The organism is Massilia sp. H6 (assembly GCF_024802625.1).
Lineage (GTDB): Bacteria > Pseudomonadota > Gammaproteobacteria > Burkholderiales > Burkholderiaceae_D > Telluria.
In genome coordinates, this window is sequence record NZ_CP103371.1 from 3575025 (window position 1) to 3596744 (window position 21720).

Sequence of the window (21720 nt, forward strand, 5' to 3'; positions counted from 1 at the left end):
CGCCGATGTCGGCCGGTGGGCTTGGGCCGCCCCCCCGGCCGATCGCCGACTAGGCGGCAGGAATGCTGCCGAACCAGGCGCCGTAAGGCGGCAGGGTCACGCGGCCACCCGCGGCGCTGCCCGGCAGGCCGAAGCTGTCCAGTGCACTGGCGTGCGCACTCGGCGCCCAGTCGAAGCTGACCGGGTCGGGCCCCAGGTTGAAGGCGGCCAGCACGCTGTCCATGCCGTCGGCGTCGCGGCGCAGCGCCAGTACCGGTTCCGGCGCATCGAAGAACACGATGTCGCCGCGGGTCAGTTGCGGCATCGTGCGGCGCCACGCAATAAAGCGGCGCGCAAAGTTCAGTGGCGAAGCCGGATCGCTTTCCTGGCGGTCGACCGCGACCGCCGCGTGCGGCGCGGCCACCGGCAGCCAGGGCTGGCCGCTGGTAAAGCCGGCCTGCGGCGCATCCGCCTGCCACGGCATCGGGGTGCGGCAGCCGTCGCGTCCCTTGAACTCGGGCCAGAAGGTGATGCCATACGGGTCTTGCAGCAGCTCGAAAGGCACGTCGGCTTCTTCCAGGCCGAGTTCTTCGCCCTGGTACAGGCAGGGCGTGCCCTTGAGCGTGAGCTGCATGGCCAGCACCAGCTTGGCCATGGCGGGCGTGGGCTTGCCGTCGCTCCAGCGGGTCGCCACCCGGATGGCGTCGTGGTTACTCACCGACCACGAGGCCCAGCCGTCCTTGACGCGCTCGTTGAACTCTTCGACCTGGGCGCGGATATGCGCTGCGGTATGCACCGGCGTGAGCAGGTTGAAGCTGTAGGCCATGTGCAGCTTGTCGCCGCCTGCGGTGTATTCGGCCATCTGTTCGAGCGCGTCGTCGGAGCTGACTTCGCCGATCGAGACCGCGCCGAACTCGTTGAGCTGGGCGCGCACCCGCTGCAAAAAGGCGATGTTCTCCGGCTGGGTCTTGTCGTAGAGGTGGGCCTGCATGCCGTAGGGGTTCACATCCGTGACGGTCGAGGTATCGCGCACCAGCGCCGGCGGATTGCTGCGCAGCTGGCGGTCGTGGAAATGGAAGACGCAGGCGTCCATGCGTACCCCGTCGACGCCGCGTTCGAGCCAGAAACGCTGCGCGTCGAGGTGGGCCTGCTGCACTTCCGGATTGTGGAAGTTCAGCTGCGGCTGGCTCACCAAAAAGTTATGCATGTAGTACTGCTTGCGGCGGGTGTCCCATTGCCAGGCCGAACCGCCGAACACCGACAGCCAGTTGTTGGGCGGGCAGCCGTCGGGCAGCGGGTCGGCCCACACATACCAGTCGGACTTCGGGTTGTCGCGGCTCTTGCGGCTTTCGACGAACCAGGCGTGGGTGTCGGCGGTGTGCGACATCACCTGGTCGATCATGATCTTCAGGCCCAGGCTGTGGGCCTTGGCCACCAGCGCGTCGAAGTCGGCCAGTGTGCCGAACAGCGGGTCGACGTCGCAATAGTCTTCGATGTCGTAGCCGAAGTCCTTCATCGGCGAGGTAAAGAAAGGCGAGAGCCAGACGATGTCCACGCCCAGGCGCGCAATGTAGTCGAGCTTGCTGGTAATGCCTGCCAGGTCGCCCACGCCGTCGCCATCGGTGTCGAGGAAGCTGCGCGGATAGACCTGGTAGATGATGGCGTCGCGCCACCAGTTCGGGTTATCGGTTGTCGAAGTGGGGGTCATGGTGGCTCATCCAAAATTTTTGAGAATTCTAGGCAATATACAGCAGGAGAATTAACTTTACAATCATGCAAAAGACCTGCAGCCAACACATAATTTCATGTAATTCAATGACTTACAATATCTTCGTGGTTTCGGTGCATTCATAAAAAGTAGCTAAACTACGGCGGCTTTGTAACTCCTTTGTTTCAACGCAATATTTTTATTGCAAGTAGCGTGGTGTCGTCATAGGATCGCGTTTGTTTCGATTTTCGAGGAAGCCATGACTTCTCCAGCAACGACGGACGCCGCCAGCACCGGCCGCATGCCGCGCCAGATCCCCTACATCATCGCCAACGAAGGCTGCGAGCGCTTCAGCTTCTATGGCATGCGCAACATCCTGACGCCTTTCCTGATCTCGACCCTGCTGCTGTTCGTGGCCGAATCCGAGCGCACCGGCCAAGCCAAGGATGTGTTCCACACCTTCATGATGGGCGTGTATTTCTTCCCGCTGCTGGGCGGCTGGCTGGCCGACCGCTACTTCGGCAAGTACAACACCATCTTCTGGTTCAGCCTGATCTACTGCGCTGGCCATGCCTGCCTGGCCATCTTCGAAGATAGCGTCAATGGCTTCTACTTTGGCCTGCTCCTGATCGCCTTTGGCTCCGGCGGCATCAAGCCGCTGGTAGCCAGCTTCGTCGGCGACCAGTTCGACAAGACCAACAAGAGCCGTGCGAAGGTCGTGTTCGACGCCTTCTACTGGATCATCAATTTCGGCTCCTTCTTCGCCTCGCTGCTGATGCCGCTGCTCCTGCGCGACTACGGCCCCTCGATCGCCTTCGGCGTCCCGGGCATATTGATGTTCATCGCCACCATGGTCCTGTGGAGCGGCAAGAAGAAATACGTGCACGTGCCCCCGAGCCCGAGCGACCCGCACTCTTTCCTGCGCGTGGTGCGCACGGCGGTGCTGGCGCAGCGTCCCGGCGCCGGCCGTCCCGGCTTGATCGTCGCCATCCTCGGCTTGGTCGGCGCCGCCTACTCGCTGGCGCGCGCTCCAGACTGGGGCTTCGTGATCGCCGCCTGCCTGGCGCTGGTCATCGTGATCGCCTTCGTCGGCCTGGGCGCCTCGATGCAGCTCGAGCGCGCCCGCGGGGTGCACCCCGACCTCGCCGTCGACGGCGTGCGCGCGGTGCTGCGCCTGCTGATCGTGTTCGCCCTGGTGACGCCGTTCTGGTCGCTGTTCGACCAGAAGGCCTCGACCTGGATCGTGCAGGCCAATGCCATGACCACCAACGTCAGCCTGCTGGGCTGGAGCTACGACGTGCTGCCGGCCCAGATGCAGGCGCTGAACCCGCTGCTGGTGATGATCCTGATCCCATTTAACAACCTGGTGCTGTTCCCGGTGCTGAGCAAGATGGGCTTGCAGCCCACGGCGCTGCGCCGCATGACCGCCGGCATCGCTTTCTCGGGCCTGGCCTGGATCGTGGTCGGCTACCTGCAGGTGCAGCTCGATGCGGGCGATGCGGTCTCGATCGCCTGGCAGATCCTGCCCTATGCCTTGCTCACGCTGGGCGAAGTACTGGTCTCGGCCACCGGCCTGGAATTCGCGTACAGCCAGGCACCGGCCGCAATGAAGGGCGTGATCATGGCGCTCTGGTATCTGGCGGTCACGGTCGGCAACCTGTGGGTGCTGATCGTGAACTCGGGCGTCAGGAACCCCACCGTCATCGCCCACATCGAAAGCTCGGGCGTGGGCTTGATGGCCTTCCAGATGTATTTCTTTGCGGCCTTCGCCATGCTGGCGGCGCTGGTCTTCGGCCTGTACGCCAGGCGCTACAAGATGGTCGACAACTACCGCGGATGATCAACATGACCCGACTTCACAGCGCCGCCCTTGCGGCCGCCGCCCTCGCCTCGAGCGCCCATGCCGCGGCGCCGCTCGAGGCCTGCAATCACGACGGCTTCCAGATAGTCCTGAATGCTTCCAGCGCCACGCTCGACGCACGCGCCGTCTGGCTCGACCGGCGCCTGGTGCAATGGCCCGGTGTTGAAACCGGTGGCCGTTACCGCCTCTACCACTCGGCCAGCGCAGCCATCGTCGCCAAGCCGGGCGCGCGCGTTGCAGGTGCCGACGGCGCGCTGGCGCTCGAGCCCTTCACCGGAACAGTTCCCGCCTCGGCCGCGACGCGCTTCAAGTGGGTCGGCGCCGGCCCGGTGCTGTCGCTGCGCGCGGCCGACCAGGCCCGCATGAAGCAACTGCACCGCGGCCAGCTGGTGCTGGTGCACGAGGCGCCAGACGGATTGGTGCGCGCCGCGACCCGCATCCAGGTGGCCGGCGCGCTCGACGACCTGTACGCGGCGGCCGATGGCATCGCCGACCTCGGCGCGACGCCCAAGCCAGGCCGCACCGGTTTTCGCCTGTGGGCGCCGACCGCCCGCGCCGTGGCGCTGTGCACCTACGATAGCGGCAGCGGCCGCGCCACCGCGGTGCACCAGATGGCCCTGGACGCGCGTACCGGCGCCTGGCAAGCCAGGCTCCCGCGCGACCTGTCGGGCAGCTATTACAAGTACGCGGTGGACGTGGCGGTCGACGGCATGGGCCTGGTACGCAACCTCGTCACCGATCCGTATTCGGTGAGCCTGACGGTCGATTCCAGGCGCAGCTATATCGCCGACCTGGGCGCGGCAAACCTCAAGCCCAAAGGCTGGGACGCCACCCGCGCGCCCGCCACGGTCAAGGCGCAGACCGACATGGTGATCTACGAGCTGCACGTGCGCGACTTCTCGATCAACGACCCGAGCGTGCCGGCGCCCAAGCGCGGCAAATACGCGGCCTTTGGCGAAGCCAACTCGAACGGCATGCGCCACCTGAAGGCACTGGCCAGGGCCGGCATGACCGACATCCACCTGTTGCCGGTCTATGACCTGGGCAGCGTGCCCGAGAAAGACTGCGCAGTACCGGCGCCGGCGCCGGGCGCCGCGCCCGATGGCCAGGCCCAGCAGGCATTGACGCGCGAAACCGCCCATACCGACTGCTTCAACTGGGGCTACGACCCCTACCACTACAACGCGCCCGAAGGCAGTTACGCCAGCGATCCGGCCGACGGCGCGCGCCGCATCGTCGAATTGCGCCAGATGGTCATGGATCTGCACCGCGCCGGCCTGCGCGTTGGCCTCGATGTCGTCTACAACCACACCTTCATCGCCGGCCAGGCCGAGAAATCGGTCCTCGACCGCGTGGTGCCGGGCTATTACCACCGCCTTGACGCGACCGGCGCCATCGAACGCTCGACCTGCTGCGACAACACGGCCACCGAGAACACCATGATGGCCAAGCTGATGATCGATTCAAGCGAGCTCTGGACGCGCCACTACAAGATCGATTCCTTCCGCTTCGACCTGATGGGACACCAGCCGCGCGAAGCGATGGAACGCCTGCAGCGGCGCGTGAACCAGGCCGCCGGGCGCCACGTGCAGCTGATCGGCGAAGGCTGGAACTTCGGCGAAGTCGCCGATGGCGCCCGTTTCGTGCAGGCTTCGCAGCTGTCGCTCAATGGTTCCGGCATCGGCACCTTCAGCGACCGTGCACGCGACGCCGTGCGCGGCGGCTCCTCGGGCGACGCGGGCGAGGCGATGGTGCGCCAGCAGGGCTATATCAACGGCTTGCTGTATGACCCGAATGGATCGCATGGCGGACACAAGGCGACCGACCTGCTGCGCGCGGCAGACATGATTCGCGTGGGCCTGGCCGGTTCGCTGCGCAGCTATCGGCTGCAGACTTTCGACGGCCAGGTGCGCAAGTTAGAGAACATCGCCTACGGCAACCAACCCGCCGGCTATGCGAGCGAGCCGGGCGAAGTGGTGAATTATGTCGAGAACCACGACAACCAGACGCTGTACGACATCAACGTGCTCAAGCTGCCGGTGGATACCTCTACCGCCGATCGGGCCCGGGTGCAGGTGCTGGGCATGGCGATCAATGCCTTCAGCCAGGGCGTGGCTTATTATCATGCCGGCATTGACACCCTGCGCTCGAAGTCGCTGGACCGCAACAGCTTCAATTCGGGCGACTGGTTCAACCGCATCGACTGGACCTACCAGGACAATTACTACGGCACCGGCCTGCCGCAATCGGACGACAACGGCAAGGACTGGCCGCTGCTCAAGCCCTACCTAGCCAACGCCGCGCTCAAGCCGGCACCCGCCGACATCGCCTTCGCGCGCGACGCCTTCCGCGACCTGCTGGCGATTCGCGCCAGCTCGACGCTGCTGCGCATGCGCACGGCCGCCGACATCGTGCAGCGGCTGCGCTTTTTCAATACCGGTCCGGATGCGGTGCCGACCGTGCTGGCGGCGTCGATCGACGGCAAGGGCTATCCGGGCGCGACCTTCGCCACCCTGAGCTACCTGGTCAACGTGGACAAGGTCGAGCAGCGCGTGACCGACCCGGCCTTGCGCGGCAAGCGCTTGACGCTGCACCCGGTGCACACTGGCGCCGATGCGGCCGACAAGCGCGCGGCGCAGGCGCGCTTCGACAGCGCCAGTGGCAGCTTCACGGTGCCGGCGCGCTCTGCGGTGGTGTTTGTCGCCGAATAAGGCGGCCGGACCAGGCCTTCAGCGCAGGCGCGCGATCTCGACCGAGCCTTTTTCGTCGAAGATCGGGCATGCCTCGGCGATCCCCACGGCGTCGTTGAAGCTCGACGCCGCAACGATCGAATAGCCCGACAACGCACTGCTCGACAGTTTCGGCCCGAGCAGGCGGCTCGGCACCTCGATGCTGCCATGGCTCATGGCGCCGCGGTCGAGCAGTGACGATCCCAGCGACTCGAACCAGGCCTCCCAGCGCGCGGGGTCATGCTCCGGGCCTTCGGTCTCGTCGATGGTCGATCCGCGGAAAACGAACAGGTAGGGTTCCATGCCGGCTCCTTCAGGTAATGTTGGCTAAAACCTTAACAGAAGCGTTGTGCGAAGGACGCACGGCTAGGGTGGGCGCGGCGCCACCCCGCCTACAGCCCCAGCTGCTCCAGGATCGCGTCCTTGATCTGCTGCAGTTCCGGCAGCGACACCTTGCGCGGATGGGGCTGGGCGATCGCAAATACCGAGGCAACCCGGGTCGGGCGCGGCGACAGCACGACGATGCGGTCGGCCAGGTAGATCGCTTCTTCCACGTCGTGCGTGATCAGGATGATGGTGTGGCGCTCTTCGCGCAGCACGCGCAGCAGTTCGATCCGCATCTTCAGCGCGGTCAGCGCGTCCAGCGCCGAGAAAGGCTCGTCCATGAACAGGATGTCCGGCTTGACCGCCAGCGCCCGCGCGATCTCCACACGCTTGAGCATGCCGCCCGAGAGCTCGTGCGGATAGGCTTTCTCGAATCCCTTCAGACCCACCATCTCGGCGTAATGGTCGGCGCTCGCCAACTGCGCGGCGTGCTCCATGCCGCCCAGGCCGAACATCAGGTTCTCGCGCACCGTCAGCCACGGAAATACCGAGCCATGCTGCGAGATCACGATGGCGTTCGGCGTTGGGCGGCTGACCGGCACGCCGTCGATCATGACGGCGCCGCTGTCGGGCTGCTCGAAGCCGGCCAGCAGCTTTAACAGGGTCGACTTGCCGCAGCCCGAAGGGCCGACGATGGCGACGAACTCGCCCGCTGCCACCGCCAGGTCGAGGCCGTCGATCACCTGCAGCGATTTGAAGCCCTTGCGGACGGCGCGCACGCCCACCTTCGGCACCGGGGACGTGCTTGCGTCGGCTGCATTCATGTTGACCTTAGCGTGCATAGCGCCACCTTACCCACTTGAGCCCTTCGAGCCGGCGCATCAGGGCATCGAGCCCCAGGCCGATCAGTCCGATGATGATCATGGCCGCCACCACCAGGTCGTAGCGGTTGCCGGCGTTGCGCGCATCCATGATCAGGTAGCCCAGGCCGGAGCGCCGCACGATCATTTCGGCGGCCACCACCACCAGCCAGGCCACCCCGAGGCCGATGCGCATGCCGGTAAGAATTTCCGGCAGCACCGCCGGCACGATTACCTGGCGCAGCAGCCTGGCGCGCGAAACCCCAAAGTTCTCGGCCGCGCGCAGGTAGCGCGCCTCGATGGCGTGCACGCCGGCCGAGGTCTGCACGATCATCGGGAACACCGAAGCCAGAAAGATCAGGAATACCGGGGCCAGGTCGCCCACCCCGAACCACAGGATCGCGATCGGGATCCAGGCAATCGGCGAGATCGGCCGCAGGATCTGGAACAGCGGGTTGAGGGTGCGATAGGCGCCGTCCACGCGTCCCATCCACAGGCCGAGCGGCAGCGCGCACGCCAGCGCCAGCAAAAATCCGGTGGCCACCCGCGCCAGCGAGGCCACGATATGCTCCCACAGCGTGCCGTCCCTGGCCAGTTCCAGCGTACCGGCGGCGACCTGCAGCGGCGACGGAAAGATCACGCTGCCGCTTTGCTCGATGACGATCCCCCACAGCGTCACCAGGGCCGCGATCACCAGCAACGGCGGCCAGATGCGCTTGAATCGATCGGCCATCATGCTGCACCATCCAGGATCGCGTGCAGGCGCCAGCGCAGGCGCGCCAGTCCGGCCGCGGGCGCATCGACGACCAGCACCGACATCTTGCCGCTGGCGTGGGCGGTACAGTCGAAGGGGTGTTCGCCGGCCTGGCCGAAGGGCAGGCGGAAATCCTGGCCCGGCATGATCAAAACCGGGCCGAACATCTGCGGCACGGTGTCGCTGTTGCGAAGCAGCAGCACGTCGCGCACGCCCAGGGTCAGGGTGATCTGCTCCGGCAGGACGCTGGCGGTGTCGCCTTTCATGCGGCGCTCCCAGGTACCCGGGGGAATCTCGAACAACTGGTCGCGCGATGCCGCCTGCAAGGGCGCGAACGCGGCCCAGGCCATCGACCCGGCCAGCAGTACCAGCAGTGCCACGCCAGCGATTCGCCGCTTCATTCGGCCGCCAGCAGGTTCACGTCGTGCACGATCTCATCGAACGGGCGGCCGAAAGGCAGCAGCGCGCGCAGCATGCCCTTCTTGTCGATGAAATAGAGATAGGACGAATGGTTCACCTGGTAGGCGCTGCTGCTGCCGCCGAGCGGGTGCCGGGTCGCGCTGATGCCGTAATCCTTGCGAATCGCCGCCATCTGCTGCGGCGTGCCGGTAATGCCGATAAAGCTCTTGTCGAACTGGGCCAGGTAGGTCTTGAGACGCGCCGGGGTATCGCGCTCCGGGTCCACCGAAACGAATACCACCTGCATCCGGTCGGCGTGCGGCCCGAGCTTCTGGCGCGCGGCCGCCAGCGAGGCCAGCGAAGCCGGGCACACGGCCGGGCAATGGGTGAAGCCAAATTCCAGCACCACGACCCTGCCGCGCAGCGCGGACAGGCGAAACTCGCTGCCATCGAGTGCCTTGAGGGCGATCTCCGGCGCCATGCGCGCCGGCGAGAACACGCCGGATTTGAACGCCGGTGCGGCCGTGGCCACCGATATTGGCAACGACAGCGACAACAACAGCGGCAACAACATCGCGCGCAGCAGCGCGTTGAGCAGGCGGCGCGTCATAAGGCTACCTTGACCGGGCGGATATTTTTCACGAAGCTGTCGTCCACATACTGTTCATAGGGCACCGGGCGCTTGAGCGTGCCCGCCTGTACCGACAGTTTCATCAGCTCGTCGAATTCCGGGCGCAGCATGCGCAGGTCGCCATAGGTCACCCGGTCGGACGGATTGTCCATGACAAACTTGATGATGTTCGGGTCCTGGTTGAAAAACTTGCGGTGGGCGGCGATGTGCGCCGCCTTGCTGCGGTTAAGCGCGCTGGCATCGAGCCAGGTGCCGGCCGCCTGCACGTAGTTGACCAGTTCCTGCACCAGCGGGCGATTCGTCGCGATCAGCTCTTCGCGCACGGTCAGCACGCAGCAGATGTAGTTGCGCCACTCGTTGCGCGTCATCGACAGCGGCCGCGCATAGCCGGCGCGCTGGGCGGCGGCGCCGAACGGCTCGCCGGTGCAATAGCCGTCGATGGCCCTGGCGTACAGCGCCGCCGGCATGTCGGGCGGCGCCATCTCGATGACTTCAAGGTCCTTGGGCGACATGCCCTCGCGCGCCAGCATCTTGCGCAGGAACAGGTAGTCGACCGCGAAGCGGCTGGGAATGGCGATGCTTTTCCCGCGCAGGTCGGCGAACTTCCGGTAGGGCGAATCGGTACGCACCATGATCACCGCGCCCGAGCGATGACCAAGCGAGACGATCTTGAGCGGAATGCGCCAGTCGGTCAGGTCCATCACCAGCGGCGCGAGCATGTAGGCGGCCTGGATGCGGCCGGTCATCAAGGACTCCTTGATCTCGGGCCAGCCCGAGAACTTGGTGTACTCGAAGGCGGTGAACGCGGCATCCGGCCGGCCGTCGGCGGCAGCCTTGGCCTTGCAGGCAATCGGCAAGGTCAGGTTGCAGGTAACCGGCAGGCCGCCGACCTGCAGCGGCAAGGACGATCTTGCCGGCGCTGCAGCGGCAGCGCCCATGCCGATCAGCGGCAGGCTCAGGGCGCCGCCCAGCAGCTTGCGGCGGTAGCGCGAATGCTCGGCCATGGAAACGACCATACGTTCAGATATCGAGGTGGGAAATGAGCAGCTTGCGCTGTTCGGCATTGCCCTCGCCAGCCGCCTCGCTCTGGTTTCCGATGGAAATACCCACCGACATGATGTCGACCAGGAGCAGTTGCAGGATGCGCGAGATCATCGACAGGAAGCTGGTGCTGTCTTCGCTGTGGTCGACCGCCAGGCAGACGCTGGCCTTCTTGGCCAGCGCCGACTTGCTGCTGGTGATGGCGATGACGTCGGCGCCGCCGGCGCGGGCGATGTCGACCGCGGCCAGGAGCTCGGGCAGCTGGCCCGCGGTAGAGATCGCGATCACCACGTCGCCCGGCCCGAGCAGGCCGGCGGCCAGCGTGAACAGGTGCGAGTCGCCGTACAGCGCGGCCGGGATGCGGAAGCGGAAGAACTTGTGCTGGGCATCGAGCGCCACCGCCCGCGCATTGCCCATCGCGTAGAACTCGACGCGGCGCGCGCGGCGCAGCAGTTCGATGGCGCGGTCGATGCCGTGCACGTCGAGCTGGTCGCGGAATTTCAGGATGGCCGACACGGTGTTGTCGATCACCTTGGCCGACAGGTCGTGCGTGCTGTCGCTCATGCGCACCTGGCTGTGGCGCACGGGAATGGTGCCGGTCAGGCTGCCAGCGAACTTGAGCTTGAACTCGGCCAGTCCCTGGAAACCGAGCGAGCGGCAGAAACGGATCACGGTCGGCTGGCTGACATCGGCCAGGCGCGCGATCTCGGCGATGGGCTCGCCCAATACCTTGCGCGGATGCTCCAGCACCAGGGCGGCGACGCGCTGCTCGGCCGGCGACAACTCGTGGCGCAGCTGCTGTACGCGGTCCATCAGCGTATTGGCGCCGCTGCGTCCGCGCAGGTGTTCGGACAGGATCTTGGACACGCCATGCAGCGCCGGGTTCGGCGTCATGATGACATAGGTCGGAATCTGCGCGATGTAGTCGGTGAAGCGGCCCTTGGCCTCGAAGCGCGCGCGAAACGGCGAGCTGGCGAACCATTCGGCGATACGCGGCACGATGCCGCCGCCGATAAAGATGCCGCCAAATGCGCCCAGCGTGACCGCCAGGTTGGCCGCCGCGCCGCCGAGCATGCCAGCGAAGGTCTCCAGGGTTTCTAGGCACAAGGCGTCGTGCTCGTCGAGCGCGGCGCTTACGATCTCGGCGGTGACGCGCGGAGGCGCCACGACGCCGTTGCGGCGCGCCAGCGCGCGGTAGATCAGTTCGATGCCGGGGCCGGAAATCAGGCGCTCGTTCGAGACGTGCTGCCACTCTTGCCAGGCGTATTGCAAGATTGCGAATTCGCGCTCGTCGCTCGGGGCGAAGTTGACATGCCCGCCCTCGCTGCCGAGGGTAATGAAACCATCGATGGTCGGGATCACGCCCGACACGCCCAGGCCGGTGCCTGGCCCGAGCACGCCGGCCACCGCGTGGCTCTGCGGCGCGCCGCCGCCGACCTGCATCAGGTCTTGCGGCTTGAAGCCCGGCAGCGCCATCGCCAGCGCGGTAAAGTCGTTGACGATCAACAGCGTCGACAGGCCAAGCTCGCGCCGCACCTCGTCGGTCGAGAACTGCCAGTCGCGGTTGGTCATGCGGATGAAGTCGCCGCTGATCGGATTGGCCAGCGCAAAAGCCGCGTGGCTGATGCGCGCGCCGCCCGCCTGCGCCAGGTAGGCATGCAGCAGCGGCACGATGCCGCTGTATTCGTCGCAGCGCAGCACCGCCACCTGGCGCAGCACGCCGGGCGCGGTCTCGAGGCCGAAGCGCGCATGCGTGGCGCCGATGTCCGCGAGCAGGCGCGGGCCGTCGGCAAAGGCGGCGCGGGGAGCTTTCAATTCGGTAGCAGGTTCAACAGTCATTGCGATCCAGTTCGATCGGGACATCGGTCCCGGACCGCGCTAGGATACCATTGATCGATTGGCAAAAATACGGGGAGGTGTCGCCTCGTTGCCGTACCCGCCATACAGCGGGTACAGCCACGCGTGCTCGGTTAGTCTTGCGCGATCAGGGCCACCGGCGCGGCGGTATCGAAGCGCACCTTGCCGCCACTGACCACGGCCGATTTGCCGGTATACCAGTCGCGCACCGTCTGGCCGTCGGTGAACACGCCGGCCACCGAAATCGGCACTGGCTTGTCGCCCGGCAGGTCGAGCGCAACCACCACGCGGTCGCTCACGCCCTTGCCTTGCCAGGTGCGCTTGAAGGTGTACGGACTGGCAGCGAGCATCTGGTGCACGCCCGCCCCCACGGCCGGGTGGGCGGCGCGGAAACGGCCCAGCCTGGCCCAATGTTCGCGGATCTCGGCCACGCGGTGGGCGCCGCGCGGCGCATTCGACGCCAGCTCATCCCAGTTCATGAAAGAGCGCAAGGTAGCATCGCCTTGCGCACCGTCGACCTTCAGGATGCGCGCGGTTTCGTCGCCATAGTAGATCTGGGCCGAGCCCGGGGCCAGCATCAGCTTGTTCGCCGATTCGTAGGGGCGCAGGCGCAGCGGGTCGAACGGACTGCCGTCGTCGTGCGAGCTGACGTAGTTCAGCACCGAATAGCCTTTCATCGGACCTTGCAGCGCCGCCGAATAACTCGAGAACAGCTTTTCATAGTCCTGCGCCGCATCGGTCTTCATGCTGAAATTGATCATGCTGTCGAAGCCATTGGCCAGGTAGTCGACCTTGGTGCCGCCGCCCATGTCGTAGCTGCGCCCGTGCTCGATCGCATAGCCGTAGACTTCCGAGGTCATGAAAAATGGCAGGTCGCCCAGGCGCTTGTCGGGATTGGCGCGCTTCCATTCTTCGTAGGCCAGGCTGGCCTCTTGCTTGAGCTCTTTCCAGACTTCGGGTTCGGTGTGCTTGACGGTGTCGGCGCGGAAGCCGTCCACGCCATACTTGCGCACCCAGTCGGTGTTCCACTTGATCAGGTAGTAGCGCGGGGTGCGCGGATAACCGGTGCGCGCGAAGAAGGTGTCGAGTTCTTTCACCTCGCGCTGGTAGCGCCCTTCTTTCTTCCACTTCTTCACCAGCAGCGGCGGCAGCGCGACCTCGGTCTTGCTGCCGGTGCGGAAGTCCGGCAGATTCTCGACCAGGGTGCAGTCAATGGTGGTGGGAGCGTCCTTGAAAGCGCACTTGGGACCGGTGCGGACCCAATCCGACGGCCACACCGGGTCTTGCTTGGTCACCGGGCCGGTGTGGTTCATCACCACGTCGAAGATCACGCGGATGCCGTTGGCGTGCGCAGTCTCGACCAGGGTACGGAAGTCCTGTTCGGTGCCCAGGTTGGCGTCGACGGTGGTGAAATCCTTGGCCCAGTAACCGTGGAAAGCGTAACTGCGGCCGGTGCCCTCGTCGGTCGCGCCGTGGATCTGCTCGGTCGGCGGCGTGAGCCAGATGGCGGTCACGCCCAGGTCCTTGAAATAGCCGTCGCGGATCTTGGCCGTGACGCCGGCCAGGTCGCCCCCCATGAAGCCGCGCAGCAAGGCTGCGTCATGCTTGCGGCCGTAGGCGTGGTCGTTGGACTTGTCGCCGTTGTTGAAGCGATCGGTCAGCAGGAAATACACGGTGGCGTTTTCCCACACGAAGGGCTTGCCGGCAGGCTGGCGCGGTACGGTATGGGCGCCTGCATTGGCAGCGCCAAAGGCGAGCAGCATGGCGGCGGCAAGGACGGGAAGTTTCATGTGGGTTCCTGTGGATGGGAGTGGAAGGTCAGGTAATCACGGTCGGGCGCTCGCGGCCGGTGTAATGGCGCAGGCCCGAGATGCTGTGGGCAATGTCGATCAGTTCGGCCAGGGCAAGCTGGGGTTCGATGTCGTGATGCGCCGGATCGGCCTCGTAGCGTTCGAGGTAGAGGCGTATGGTCGCGCCTTCGGTGCCGGTGCCGGACAGGCGCAGCACGATGCGCGAGCCGTCCACCATCGCGATGCGGATGCCCTGGCGCGTGGCCACCGAATGGTCGACCGGGTCGGTATAGACGAAATCGTCGGCCAGCGCCACGCGATAGCGGCCGAACGACTGGCCCGCCAGGTCGGGGAGCTTGTCGCGCAGCGCCGTCATCATGGCGTCGGCGGCGACGGCATCGACCGCTTCGTAGTCGTGGCGCGAATAATAGTTGCGCCCGAAACGCGCCCAGTGCGCGCGCACGATCTGCTCGACCGATTCGCCGCGCACCGCGAGCAGGTTGAGCCAGAACAGCACGGCCCACAGGCCATCTTTCTCGCGAATGTGGTGCGAGCCGGTGCCGTAGCTTTCTTCGCCGCACAGTGTCACCAGGTTGGCGTCCATCAGGTTGCCGAAATACTTCCAGCCGGTCGGCGTCTCGAAGCAGGAGATGCCCAGCGCGTCGGCCACGCGGTCGGCCGCCGTTGATGTGGGCATCGAGCGTGCAATGCCCTTGATGCCGCCGGCATAGCCCGGGGCCAGGCTTGCATTGGCGGCGATGATGGCCAGGCTGTCCGAGGGCGTCACGGCAATGCCGCGGCCGACGATCATGTTACGGTCGCCGTCGCCGTCGGAGGCGGCGCCGAAGTCGGGCGCGTCCACGCCTTCCATGTGGGCGATGAGTTCGGCCGCGTTGACCGGATTGGGGTCCGGGTGGCCGCCGCCGAAGTCTTCGAGTGGTTCGCCATTGACCACCGTGCCGGCCGGCGCGCCCAGCAAGCCTTCGAGAATGGCGCGCGCGTACGGTCCCGACACGGCGTGCATGGCGTCGAAACGCATCCGCAAGCCTCCCGCGAACAACGCTGAAATCGCCTTGAAGTCGAACAGGCGCGCCATCAGTGCGGCATAGTCGGCAACCGGGTCGATGACCTCGACCACCATGTTTTCGATGCGGCTGGTCCCAAGCCGGTCGAGCTCGACCGGGCCGCCATCGCTGATGCGGTACGAGGTGAGCGCCTGGGTATGCGCGAACATCGCCTCGGTGATGCTTTCCGGGGCCGGTCCACCGTTGCCGATGTTGTACTTGATGCCGAAGTCGCCGTCCGGACCGCCCGGATTGTGGCTGGCCGAGAGCACGATGCCGCCAAAGGCGGCGTGCTTGCGGATCACGCAGCTCACCGCGGGCGTGGACAGGATGCCGCCTTGTCCGACCAGCACCCGCGCCACGCCGTGGGCGGCTGCCATGCGCAGGATGGTCTGGATTGCTTCGCGGTTGAAATAGCGGCCGTCGCCGCCGACGACAATGCTGCGGCGCTCGCTGGCTGGCGCGTCACCCAGGGTCAGGAAGATCGCCTCGATGAAATTCTCGAGATAGCCGGGCTGCTGGAACTGGCTGACCTTCTTGCGCAGCCCCGACGTGCCGGGCCGCTGCCCGGCGAAGGGCGTGGTCGCAATGGTGTGGATGCTCATGCTTGGCTCCTGTCGTAATGAGGTCTTGCAACATCGCGCCGGCAGGCGCCGGATGTTGATAAAACGCTACGATACGACAGGCGCGAATTCACTGGCGCGCGGGCTTAGTCGGCCACCTTGAGCGCCGACTTGACCGGTGCGGCGCGGTCGGAGACGAACAGGGTCAGCACGGCGGCGATCAGCATGCAGACCCCACCCAGCACCAGCGTCTGCACGGTCTGGCCGCCAAAGAAATGCTTGGTCACGCCGCCCAGCAGCAGGCCGCTGCAGATCTGCGGGATCACGACGAAGAAGTTGAACAGGCCCATGAAATAGCCCATGCGCTTGGCTGGCAGCGCGCCCGCCAGGATCGCGTAGGGCATGGTCAGGATCGAGGCCCAGGCCAGGCCGACGCCGATCATCGGCAGCAGCAGGTGCTCCTTGTCGGTGATGAAATAGATGCTGGCCAGGCTCAGGCCGCCGATGGCGAGGCAGGTGGCATGCACGGTCTTGCGGCTGGTGGCGCGCGCGAACACCGGCAGGATGAACGCGGCCAGCGCCGAGACGCCGCTGTAGACTGCAAACATGATGCCGACCCAGCTGCCGGCCGCCTGGAACGCGGAAGATTGGGCATCGACCGTGCCGAACACGTTCTCAGCGATCGCCGAGCTGGTGTAGATCCACATCGCGAACAGCGCGATCCAGGTAAAGAACTGCACAAAGGCCAGCTGCACCATGGTCTTGGGCATCTTGGCAAAGCCGCCGATGATTTCACGCAGCGCCACCTTGATGCTGCGGGCATGCTTGCGTTCGGCGTTGAAGGCATCGAGGTCGGCAGGCGGCTGTTCGGTGGCGGTGAGCACGGTCCAGAGCACGGCCAGGAAGAAAATGGCGCCACCCGAATAGAACGAATAGCGCACGGTGTCCGGAATCATGCCGCCCACCGCTTCGTTCGATACGCCCATCGATTCGAAGAAGGTCGGCAGCAGCGAGGCGATCACCGCGCCGCAGCCGATGAAGAAGGTCTGCATCGCGTAACCGGCGGTCTGCTGCGAGACGTCGAGCTTGTCGCCCACGAAGGCGCGGAACGGCTCCATCGAGACGTTGATGGCGGCATCCATCAGCCACAACACGGCCACGGCCATCCACAGCACCGAAGAATTGGGCATCAGGAACAGGGCAATGGCGGCCAGCACGGCGCCGATGAAGAAGAACGGGCGGCGCCGGCCCCACTTGGGGTGCCAGGTATTGTCGCTCAGGTAGCCGATAATCGGCTGCACCAGCAGGCCGGTGACCGGCGCTGCCAGCCAGTACAGGGCCAGGTTGTCGGGGTCGGCGCCAAGCGTCGAGAAGATGCGGCTGGTATTGGCGTTCTGCAGCGCGAAGCCGAACTGGATGCCGAAAAAGCCGAAGCTCATGTTCCAGAGCTGCCAGAACGACAGGCGCGGCTTGATGGCGCCGGTGTGCATATCCATGATGTCCCCAATCTGGCCCGAAAGATGCCGGGCTCTTGTGTGATGCCGGAAGGCTGAAACAGGTCAGCCTAACCCGACCGTTTGACTAAAGCTGTAGCAAAATAACATGGGCAGTTAGGAGTGTCAATCGAAGAGCTGTCATAGTAGAATCGCCACAACACCGGGGCCGAAACAGGCCAATTCTGTAGTCAAACAACAAAAGAATTCGATCAGGAGACACCCCATGCCATTGCCGCACCGCCCTGCCCTTGCCCTTGCGTTGACCATCATGCTGGGCGTACCGGCCATGACTGCCATTGCTGCCGACGCCGCCAGCGCAGCGGCCAGGGCGTCGACCGCCCTGCCCGGCGTGAGCCTGTTCGCGCCACTGGAGATGCCGGGCCTGGATCGCAAGCGCCAGGTGCGGCTGTACCTGCCGCCGGGCTATGCGGCCTCGGGTAAGCGCTATCCGGTGCTCTATATGCACGACGGCCAGAACCTGTTCGACAACGCCACCGCCTATGCCGGCGAGTGGGGCGTGGACGAAACGCTCGATGCGCTGGCCAGGCAAGGCAAGCTCGAACTGATCGTGGTCGGCATCGACAACGGCGGCGACAAGCGCATGACCGAGTTGAATGCCTGGAACAGCGAACGCTTTGGCGCTGCCGAAGGCCGCGAGTACCTTGACTTCATCGTCAAGACGCTCAAGCCGCAGATCGACCAGCGCTACCGCACCCTGCCCGGGCGCGAACACACGGCCATCATGGGCAGCTCGATGGGTGGCCTGGCCTCGCATTACGCGCTGGCCCAGTACCCCGAAGTATTTAGCAAGGCGGGCGTGTTTTCGCCAGCCTACTGGACCGCCCAGCCCGTGTTTGGCTTCATGGCAGGCAAGCCGCTGCCGAAGGACGCGCGGGTGTTCATGCTGATGGGAGAAAAAGAAGGACCGCAGATGGTGGCGGACGTCCAGCGCATGGCCGACGTGGTGGCAAAAAGCGGCCATCCGGCGGCCAGCACGGTGCTCAAGATCGTGCCGGGCGCGCAGCACAACGAAACGTTCTGGGCCAGCGAATTGCGCGAAGCGCTGCTGTGGATGTTCGCGCCGGAAACGACCCCGGCCACCGGCAGCCAATAAGGCAATGAGGAGGCAATGAGGAGGAAACGAGGCTGGTTTCGCGTGGGCGGCCTGGCCGCCCACGCGAGACTGCTCGTTAACCTTTGCGGTGCGGCTTCTTGGTGCCCGCCTTGGTAAACGACTTCTTGCGCTCGGACGGCGCCGCCGGCGTTTCACCATCGCGCGTGATGTTCAGCTGCTGGCCGGCCACCCACACGGTCTTGAGGTGGCTGACCAGGTCGGGCGGCATGTCGTCCGGCAGGTCGAGCGTGCTGAAGTCGTCGTAGATCTCGATGCGGCCGATGTACTTCGACGGGATATTGGCCTCGTTGGCGATCGCGCCGACGATATTGCCCGGCTTGACGCCATGCTGGTGGCCGACTTCGATGCGGAAGGTCGCCATGCCCGGCTCGGACTCGCGCGCCACGCGCTCTTTCTTGAAGGCGCCAGGGCCGCTTGCTTCGCGCGGGGCACGCGCCGGACGGTCTTCCCAGGTGCCGGACGCTTCGCGCGAGGCGAATTCGGCGCGTGGCTCGCGGTCGGGACGCTCGATCAACAGCGGCACGTCGCCACGGCCCAGCTTTGCCAGCGCGGCGGCGATGTCGACCGCGGGCACGTTCTGCTCGCGTTCGTATTCCTCGATCAGCGAACGGAACTGCTCCAGGCCGCCGGCCGCGAGCACCTCGGTGATCTGGTCCTTGAACTTGGCGATCCGCACGTCGTTGACGGCCTTGACGGTCGGCAGCGTCAGCTGCGACACCGGCTGGCGCGTGGCGCGCTCGATGGCTTTCAACAGGCTGCGCTCGCGCGGCGTGATGAACAGGATCGCGTCGCCGCTGCGGCCGGCGCGGCCGGTACGGCCGATGCGGTGGGTATAGCTTTCCGGGTCGGACGGCACGTCGTAGTTGATCACATGGCTGATGCGCTCGACGTCGAGGCCGCGCGCGGCGACGTCGGTGGCTACCAGGATATCGATCTTGCCGTTCTTGAGCTGCTCGATGGTGCGTTCGCGTGCCTGCTGGGCCATGTCGCCGTTGATGGCGACGGCGGCGAAACCGCGTGCCTGCAGCTTGGTCGCCAGCTCTTCGGTGCCGAGCTTGGTGCGGGCGAAGATGATCATGCCGTCGAACGGCTCGGCTTCGAGGATGCGGGTCAGCGCCTCGAGCTTCTGCATGCCCGAGACCAGCCAGTAACGCTGGGTGATGTTCTCGGCGGTGCCGGTCTTGGCCGCGACGGTGACTTCTTGCGGGTCGCGCAGGTAGGTCTTGGCGATGCGCTTGATCGCCGGCGGCATGGTGGCCGAGAACAGCGTGGTCTGGCGCTCGGCCGGGGTCTTCTTGAGGATCTGCTCGACGTCGTCGATGAAGCCCATGCGCAGCATTTCGTCGGCTTCGTCCAGCACCAGCGTTTTAAGCTTGGAGAGGTCGAGCGAGCCTTTCTCGAGGTGGTCGATCACGCGGCCCGGGGTGCCGACGATGACGTGCACGCCGCGGCGCAGCGCCTGCAGCTGCGGGCCGTAGCTCTGGCCGCCGTAGATCGGCAGCACATGGAAGCCCTTGATATGGGCGGCATAGGTCTGGAAGGCCTCTGCCACCTGGATCGCCAGCTCGCGCGTCGGCGCCAGCACCAGCGCCTGCGGCGTGGTTTGCTTGATGTCGATGTTCGACAGGATCGGCAGCGCGAAGGCCGCGGTCTTGCCGGTGCCGGTCTGGGCCTGCCCGAGCACGTCGCGGTTGGCCAGCAGCAGCGGGATGGTAGCAGCCTGGATCGGCGACGGTGCTTCGTAGCCGACGTCTTTCAGCGCCTTGAGCACGGGCGCGGAAAGATTCAGGTCGGTAAACGTCGGGAGGGGGGTGTCTGACATAGAAAACTTTCGAAAACGGAACTAAACCGCCAGTTTACTCTCTTGCACGGAGAGGGCGGGCACTATTTGAACCGGGTTGGGATGCAGGGGTGGCGCAGGGGCCGGCCAGCCCCAGCAAAAACGGCCCCGCGCGCTGTCGCGCATGGGGCCGCGATTATAGTCGTTCTGCGCTAGTTTTTCCTGGCGGCGCACATTTTGGCAATGTACTCATCGTGTGTCGGCATCACTTTCACGCACTGGGCGATCACGCCACGCACGCTCTCGAGGTAGTCGGCGATGTCAGCCTCGGACTGGGTATCGGCCAGCGGATGGTAGCCATCGATCGGCATGTTCTGCCCTTCCAGCACCTGGATCCAGCCCACTTCGGAAAACAGTTCGTTGTCGACCCGGACCACGCGCCCATGCGAGCGGTACATGTCCATCTTGCGCTGCAGGGTCGCGGGAATGGCCATGTTGGCGCATTCTAGCCAGTAGCTTGAATCGGTGCGCTGGTTCAGCTTGTAGTGCAGCACGATGAAGTCGCGGATCCGCTCGTATTCGAAGCGCGACTGGCGGTTGAATTCCTCGCGGTCGATCGCGCTCCAGCGCTGGTCCGGGAAGAAGTCGACCAGGCGCTGGATGCCCGACTGGATCATGTGGATGCTGGTCGATTCGAGCGGCTCCAGGAAGCCGCCGGCCAGGCCGATGGCGACCACGTTGCGGTTCCAGGCCTGCTTGCGCATGCCGGTCTGGAACTTGATCAGGCGCGGCTCGCCCAGCGCCTTGCCGTCCAGGTTCGCCAGCAGGGTACTGGCCGCCTCGTCGTCGCTGATGAAACGGCTGCAGTAGACGTGGCCGTTGCCGGTGCGGTGCTGCAGCGGAATGCGCCACTGCCAGCCCGACTGGTGCGCGGTGGCGCTGGTGTAGGGGGTCATGCGGGCAGCCGATTCGCACGGCACCGCCAGTGCGCGGTCGGCCGGCAGCCAGCCAGTCCAGTCTTCGTAGCCGGTGTGCAGGGTCTGCTCGATGAGCAGGCCGCGAAAGCCCGAACAATCGATGAACAACTCGCCCTCGACCCGTTCGCCGTTCTCGAGCACCACGGCGTCGACGAAGCCATCGTGCTCACCACCCTGGCGCTGGGTGGCGCGCGCAATCTTGCCTTCGATGCGGGTCACGCCGCGCGTTTCTGCCAGCTTGCGCAGGTAGCGCGCATACAGGCTGGCGTCGAAATGGTAGGCGTAGGCGATATCGCGCAGCGGTGAATTGGGCACGTCGTGACGGGCCGGCATGAACCTGTTGGCCTTGGCGGCCATGCGCGAGATCGAATATTCCTCGAGCGGCGCGGCCTTGCCGGCACGGCGCATCTTCTGCCAGTACTGGTCGAAGGGCACCGTCGCCAGGTCTTGCCCGAGGCGCCCAAAGCCATGCATGTAGCGCTCGCCCTGCTTGCCCCAGTTAACAAATTCGATACCGAGCTTGAAGCTGCCCTGGGTCTCGCGCATGAACTCGTGCTCGTCGATGCCGAGCACGCGGTTGAAGCGCTGGATCATCGGAATGGTGGCTTCGCCGACGCCGACGATGCCGATTTCGTCGGATTCGACCAGGCGGATGTTGTAGCGGCCGTTGAGCATGGTCGACAGCGCCGCCGCGGTCATCCAGCCGGCGGTGCCGCCGCCGACGATGACGATGTCTTTGAGTGCTTGGTTCTGCATGGTGATTTGCCCGTGA

The 21720-nt window shown here is 65.5% G+C and carries 16 protein-coding genes; 3 read left to right on the top strand and 13 right to left on the bottom strand.

Annotated features, from left to right (window positions below; all coding sequences use genetic code 11):
* Positions 1 to 49: 49 nt before the first annotated feature.
* The gene (locus tag NRS07_RS16125) at positions 50 to 1687 is read right to left on the bottom strand and encodes an alpha-glucosidase family protein (protein ID WP_259208733.1); all 1638 of its coding nucleotides are present in this window, start codon (positions 1685 to 1687) and stop codon (positions 50 to 52) included.
* A 259-nt stretch (positions 1688 to 1946) separates the two neighbouring features.
* On the opposite strand from NRS07_RS16125, the gene NRS07_RS16130 reads away from it, so the two are divergent.
* Together NRS07_RS16130 and NRS07_RS16135 are read left to right on the top strand one after the other, a co-directional pair.
* A complete protein-coding gene (locus tag NRS07_RS16130; protein ID WP_373889831.1) occupies positions 1947 to 3527 on the top strand; it encodes an oligopeptide:H+ symporter in 1581 nt (526 codons plus the stop codon).
* A 5-nt stretch (positions 3528 to 3532) separates the two neighbouring features.
* Entirely contained in the window at positions 3533 to 6259 is a 2727-nt protein-coding gene (locus NRS07_RS16135) for an alpha-1,6-glucosidase domain-containing protein (RefSeq protein WP_259208734.1), read from the top strand.
* 18 nt (positions 6260 to 6277) lie between these two features.
* Here the strand turns inward: NRS07_RS16135 and NRS07_RS16140 are convergent, their stop codons facing one another.
* From NRS07_RS16140 to NRS07_RS16185, 10 genes are all read right to left on the bottom strand, one after another.
* Entirely contained in the window at positions 6278 to 6580 is a 303-nt protein-coding gene (locus NRS07_RS16140; protein WP_259208737.1) for a hypothetical protein, read from the bottom strand.
* Between the two features lie 89 nt (positions 6581 to 6669).
* Positions 6670 to 7425: an ABC transporter ATP-binding protein gene (locus NRS07_RS16145; RefSeq protein WP_259208739.1), complete on the bottom strand. Its 756-nt coding sequence runs from the start codon at positions 7423 to 7425 to the stop codon at positions 6670 to 6672.
* A gap of 7 nt (positions 7426 to 7432) precedes the next feature.
* A complete protein-coding gene (locus tag NRS07_RS16150; protein ID WP_259208741.1) occupies positions 7433 to 8197 on the bottom strand; it encodes an ABC transporter permease in 765 nt (254 codons plus the stop codon).
* A complete protein-coding gene (locus NRS07_RS16155; RefSeq protein ID WP_259208744.1) occupies positions 8194 to 8616 on the bottom strand; it encodes a cupredoxin domain-containing protein in 423 nt (140 codons plus the stop codon). The genes NRS07_RS16150 and NRS07_RS16155 overlap by 4 nt, the downstream gene beginning before the upstream one ends.
* Positions 8613 to 9224: an SCO family protein gene (locus NRS07_RS16160; protein WP_259208746.1), complete on the bottom strand. Its 612-nt coding sequence runs from the start codon at positions 9222 to 9224 to the stop codon at positions 8613 to 8615. Before NRS07_RS16160 ends, NRS07_RS16155 begins: the two co-directional genes overlap by 4 nt.
* Positions 9221 to 10249, bottom strand: coding sequence for an ABC transporter substrate-binding protein (locus tag NRS07_RS16165; RefSeq protein WP_259208747.1), 1029 nt, complete (start codon positions 10247 to 10249; stop codon positions 9221 to 9223). Before NRS07_RS16165 ends, NRS07_RS16160 begins: the two co-directional genes overlap by 4 nt.
* Positions 10250 to 10265: 16 nt before the next feature.
* On the bottom strand, positions 10266 to 12125 hold the full coding sequence (locus NRS07_RS16170; RefSeq protein ID WP_259208748.1) for a glucokinase: 1860 nt from the start codon (positions 12123 to 12125) through the stop codon (positions 10266 to 10268).
* A gap of 131 nt (positions 12126 to 12256) precedes the next feature.
* Positions 12257 to 13933: an alpha-amylase family glycosyl hydrolase gene (locus tag NRS07_RS16175; protein WP_259208749.1), complete on the bottom strand. Its 1677-nt coding sequence runs from the start codon at positions 13931 to 13933 to the stop codon at positions 12257 to 12259.
* A gap of 28 nt (positions 13934 to 13961) precedes the next feature.
* Entirely contained in the window at positions 13962 to 15602 is a 1641-nt protein-coding gene (locus NRS07_RS16180) for an alpha-D-glucose phosphate-specific phosphoglucomutase (RefSeq protein WP_259208750.1), read from the bottom strand.
* A gap of 104 nt (positions 15603 to 15706) precedes the next feature.
* Positions 15707 to 17056 carry an MFS transporter gene (locus tag NRS07_RS16185; protein ID WP_259208751.1) on the bottom strand — a complete coding sequence of 450 codons (1350 nt, stop codon included), beginning with the start codon at positions 17054 to 17056 and terminating at the stop codon, positions 15707 to 15709.
* A 223-nt stretch (positions 17057 to 17279) separates the two neighbouring features.
* On the opposite strand from NRS07_RS16185, the gene NRS07_RS16190 reads away from it, so the two are divergent.
* Positions 17280 to 18170, top strand: coding sequence for an alpha/beta hydrolase (locus NRS07_RS16190; RefSeq protein ID WP_259208752.1), 891 nt, complete (start codon positions 17280 to 17282; stop codon positions 18168 to 18170).
* 76 nt (positions 18171 to 18246) lie between these two features.
* Here NRS07_RS16190 and NRS07_RS16195 read toward each other — a convergent pair whose 3' ends face one another.
* Positions 18247 to 20013 carry a DEAD/DEAH box helicase gene (locus NRS07_RS16195; RefSeq protein WP_259208754.1) on the bottom strand — a complete coding sequence of 589 codons (1767 nt, stop codon included), beginning with the start codon at positions 20011 to 20013 and terminating at the stop codon, positions 18247 to 18249.
* Between the two features lie 170 nt (positions 20014 to 20183).
* Positions 20184 to 21704 (bottom strand): tryptophan halogenase family protein, encoded by a 1521-nt coding sequence (locus NRS07_RS16200; RefSeq protein ID WP_259208756.1) that lies wholly within the window; start codon positions 21702 to 21704, stop codon positions 20184 to 20186.
* Positions 21705 to 21720 lie beyond the last annotated feature (16 nt).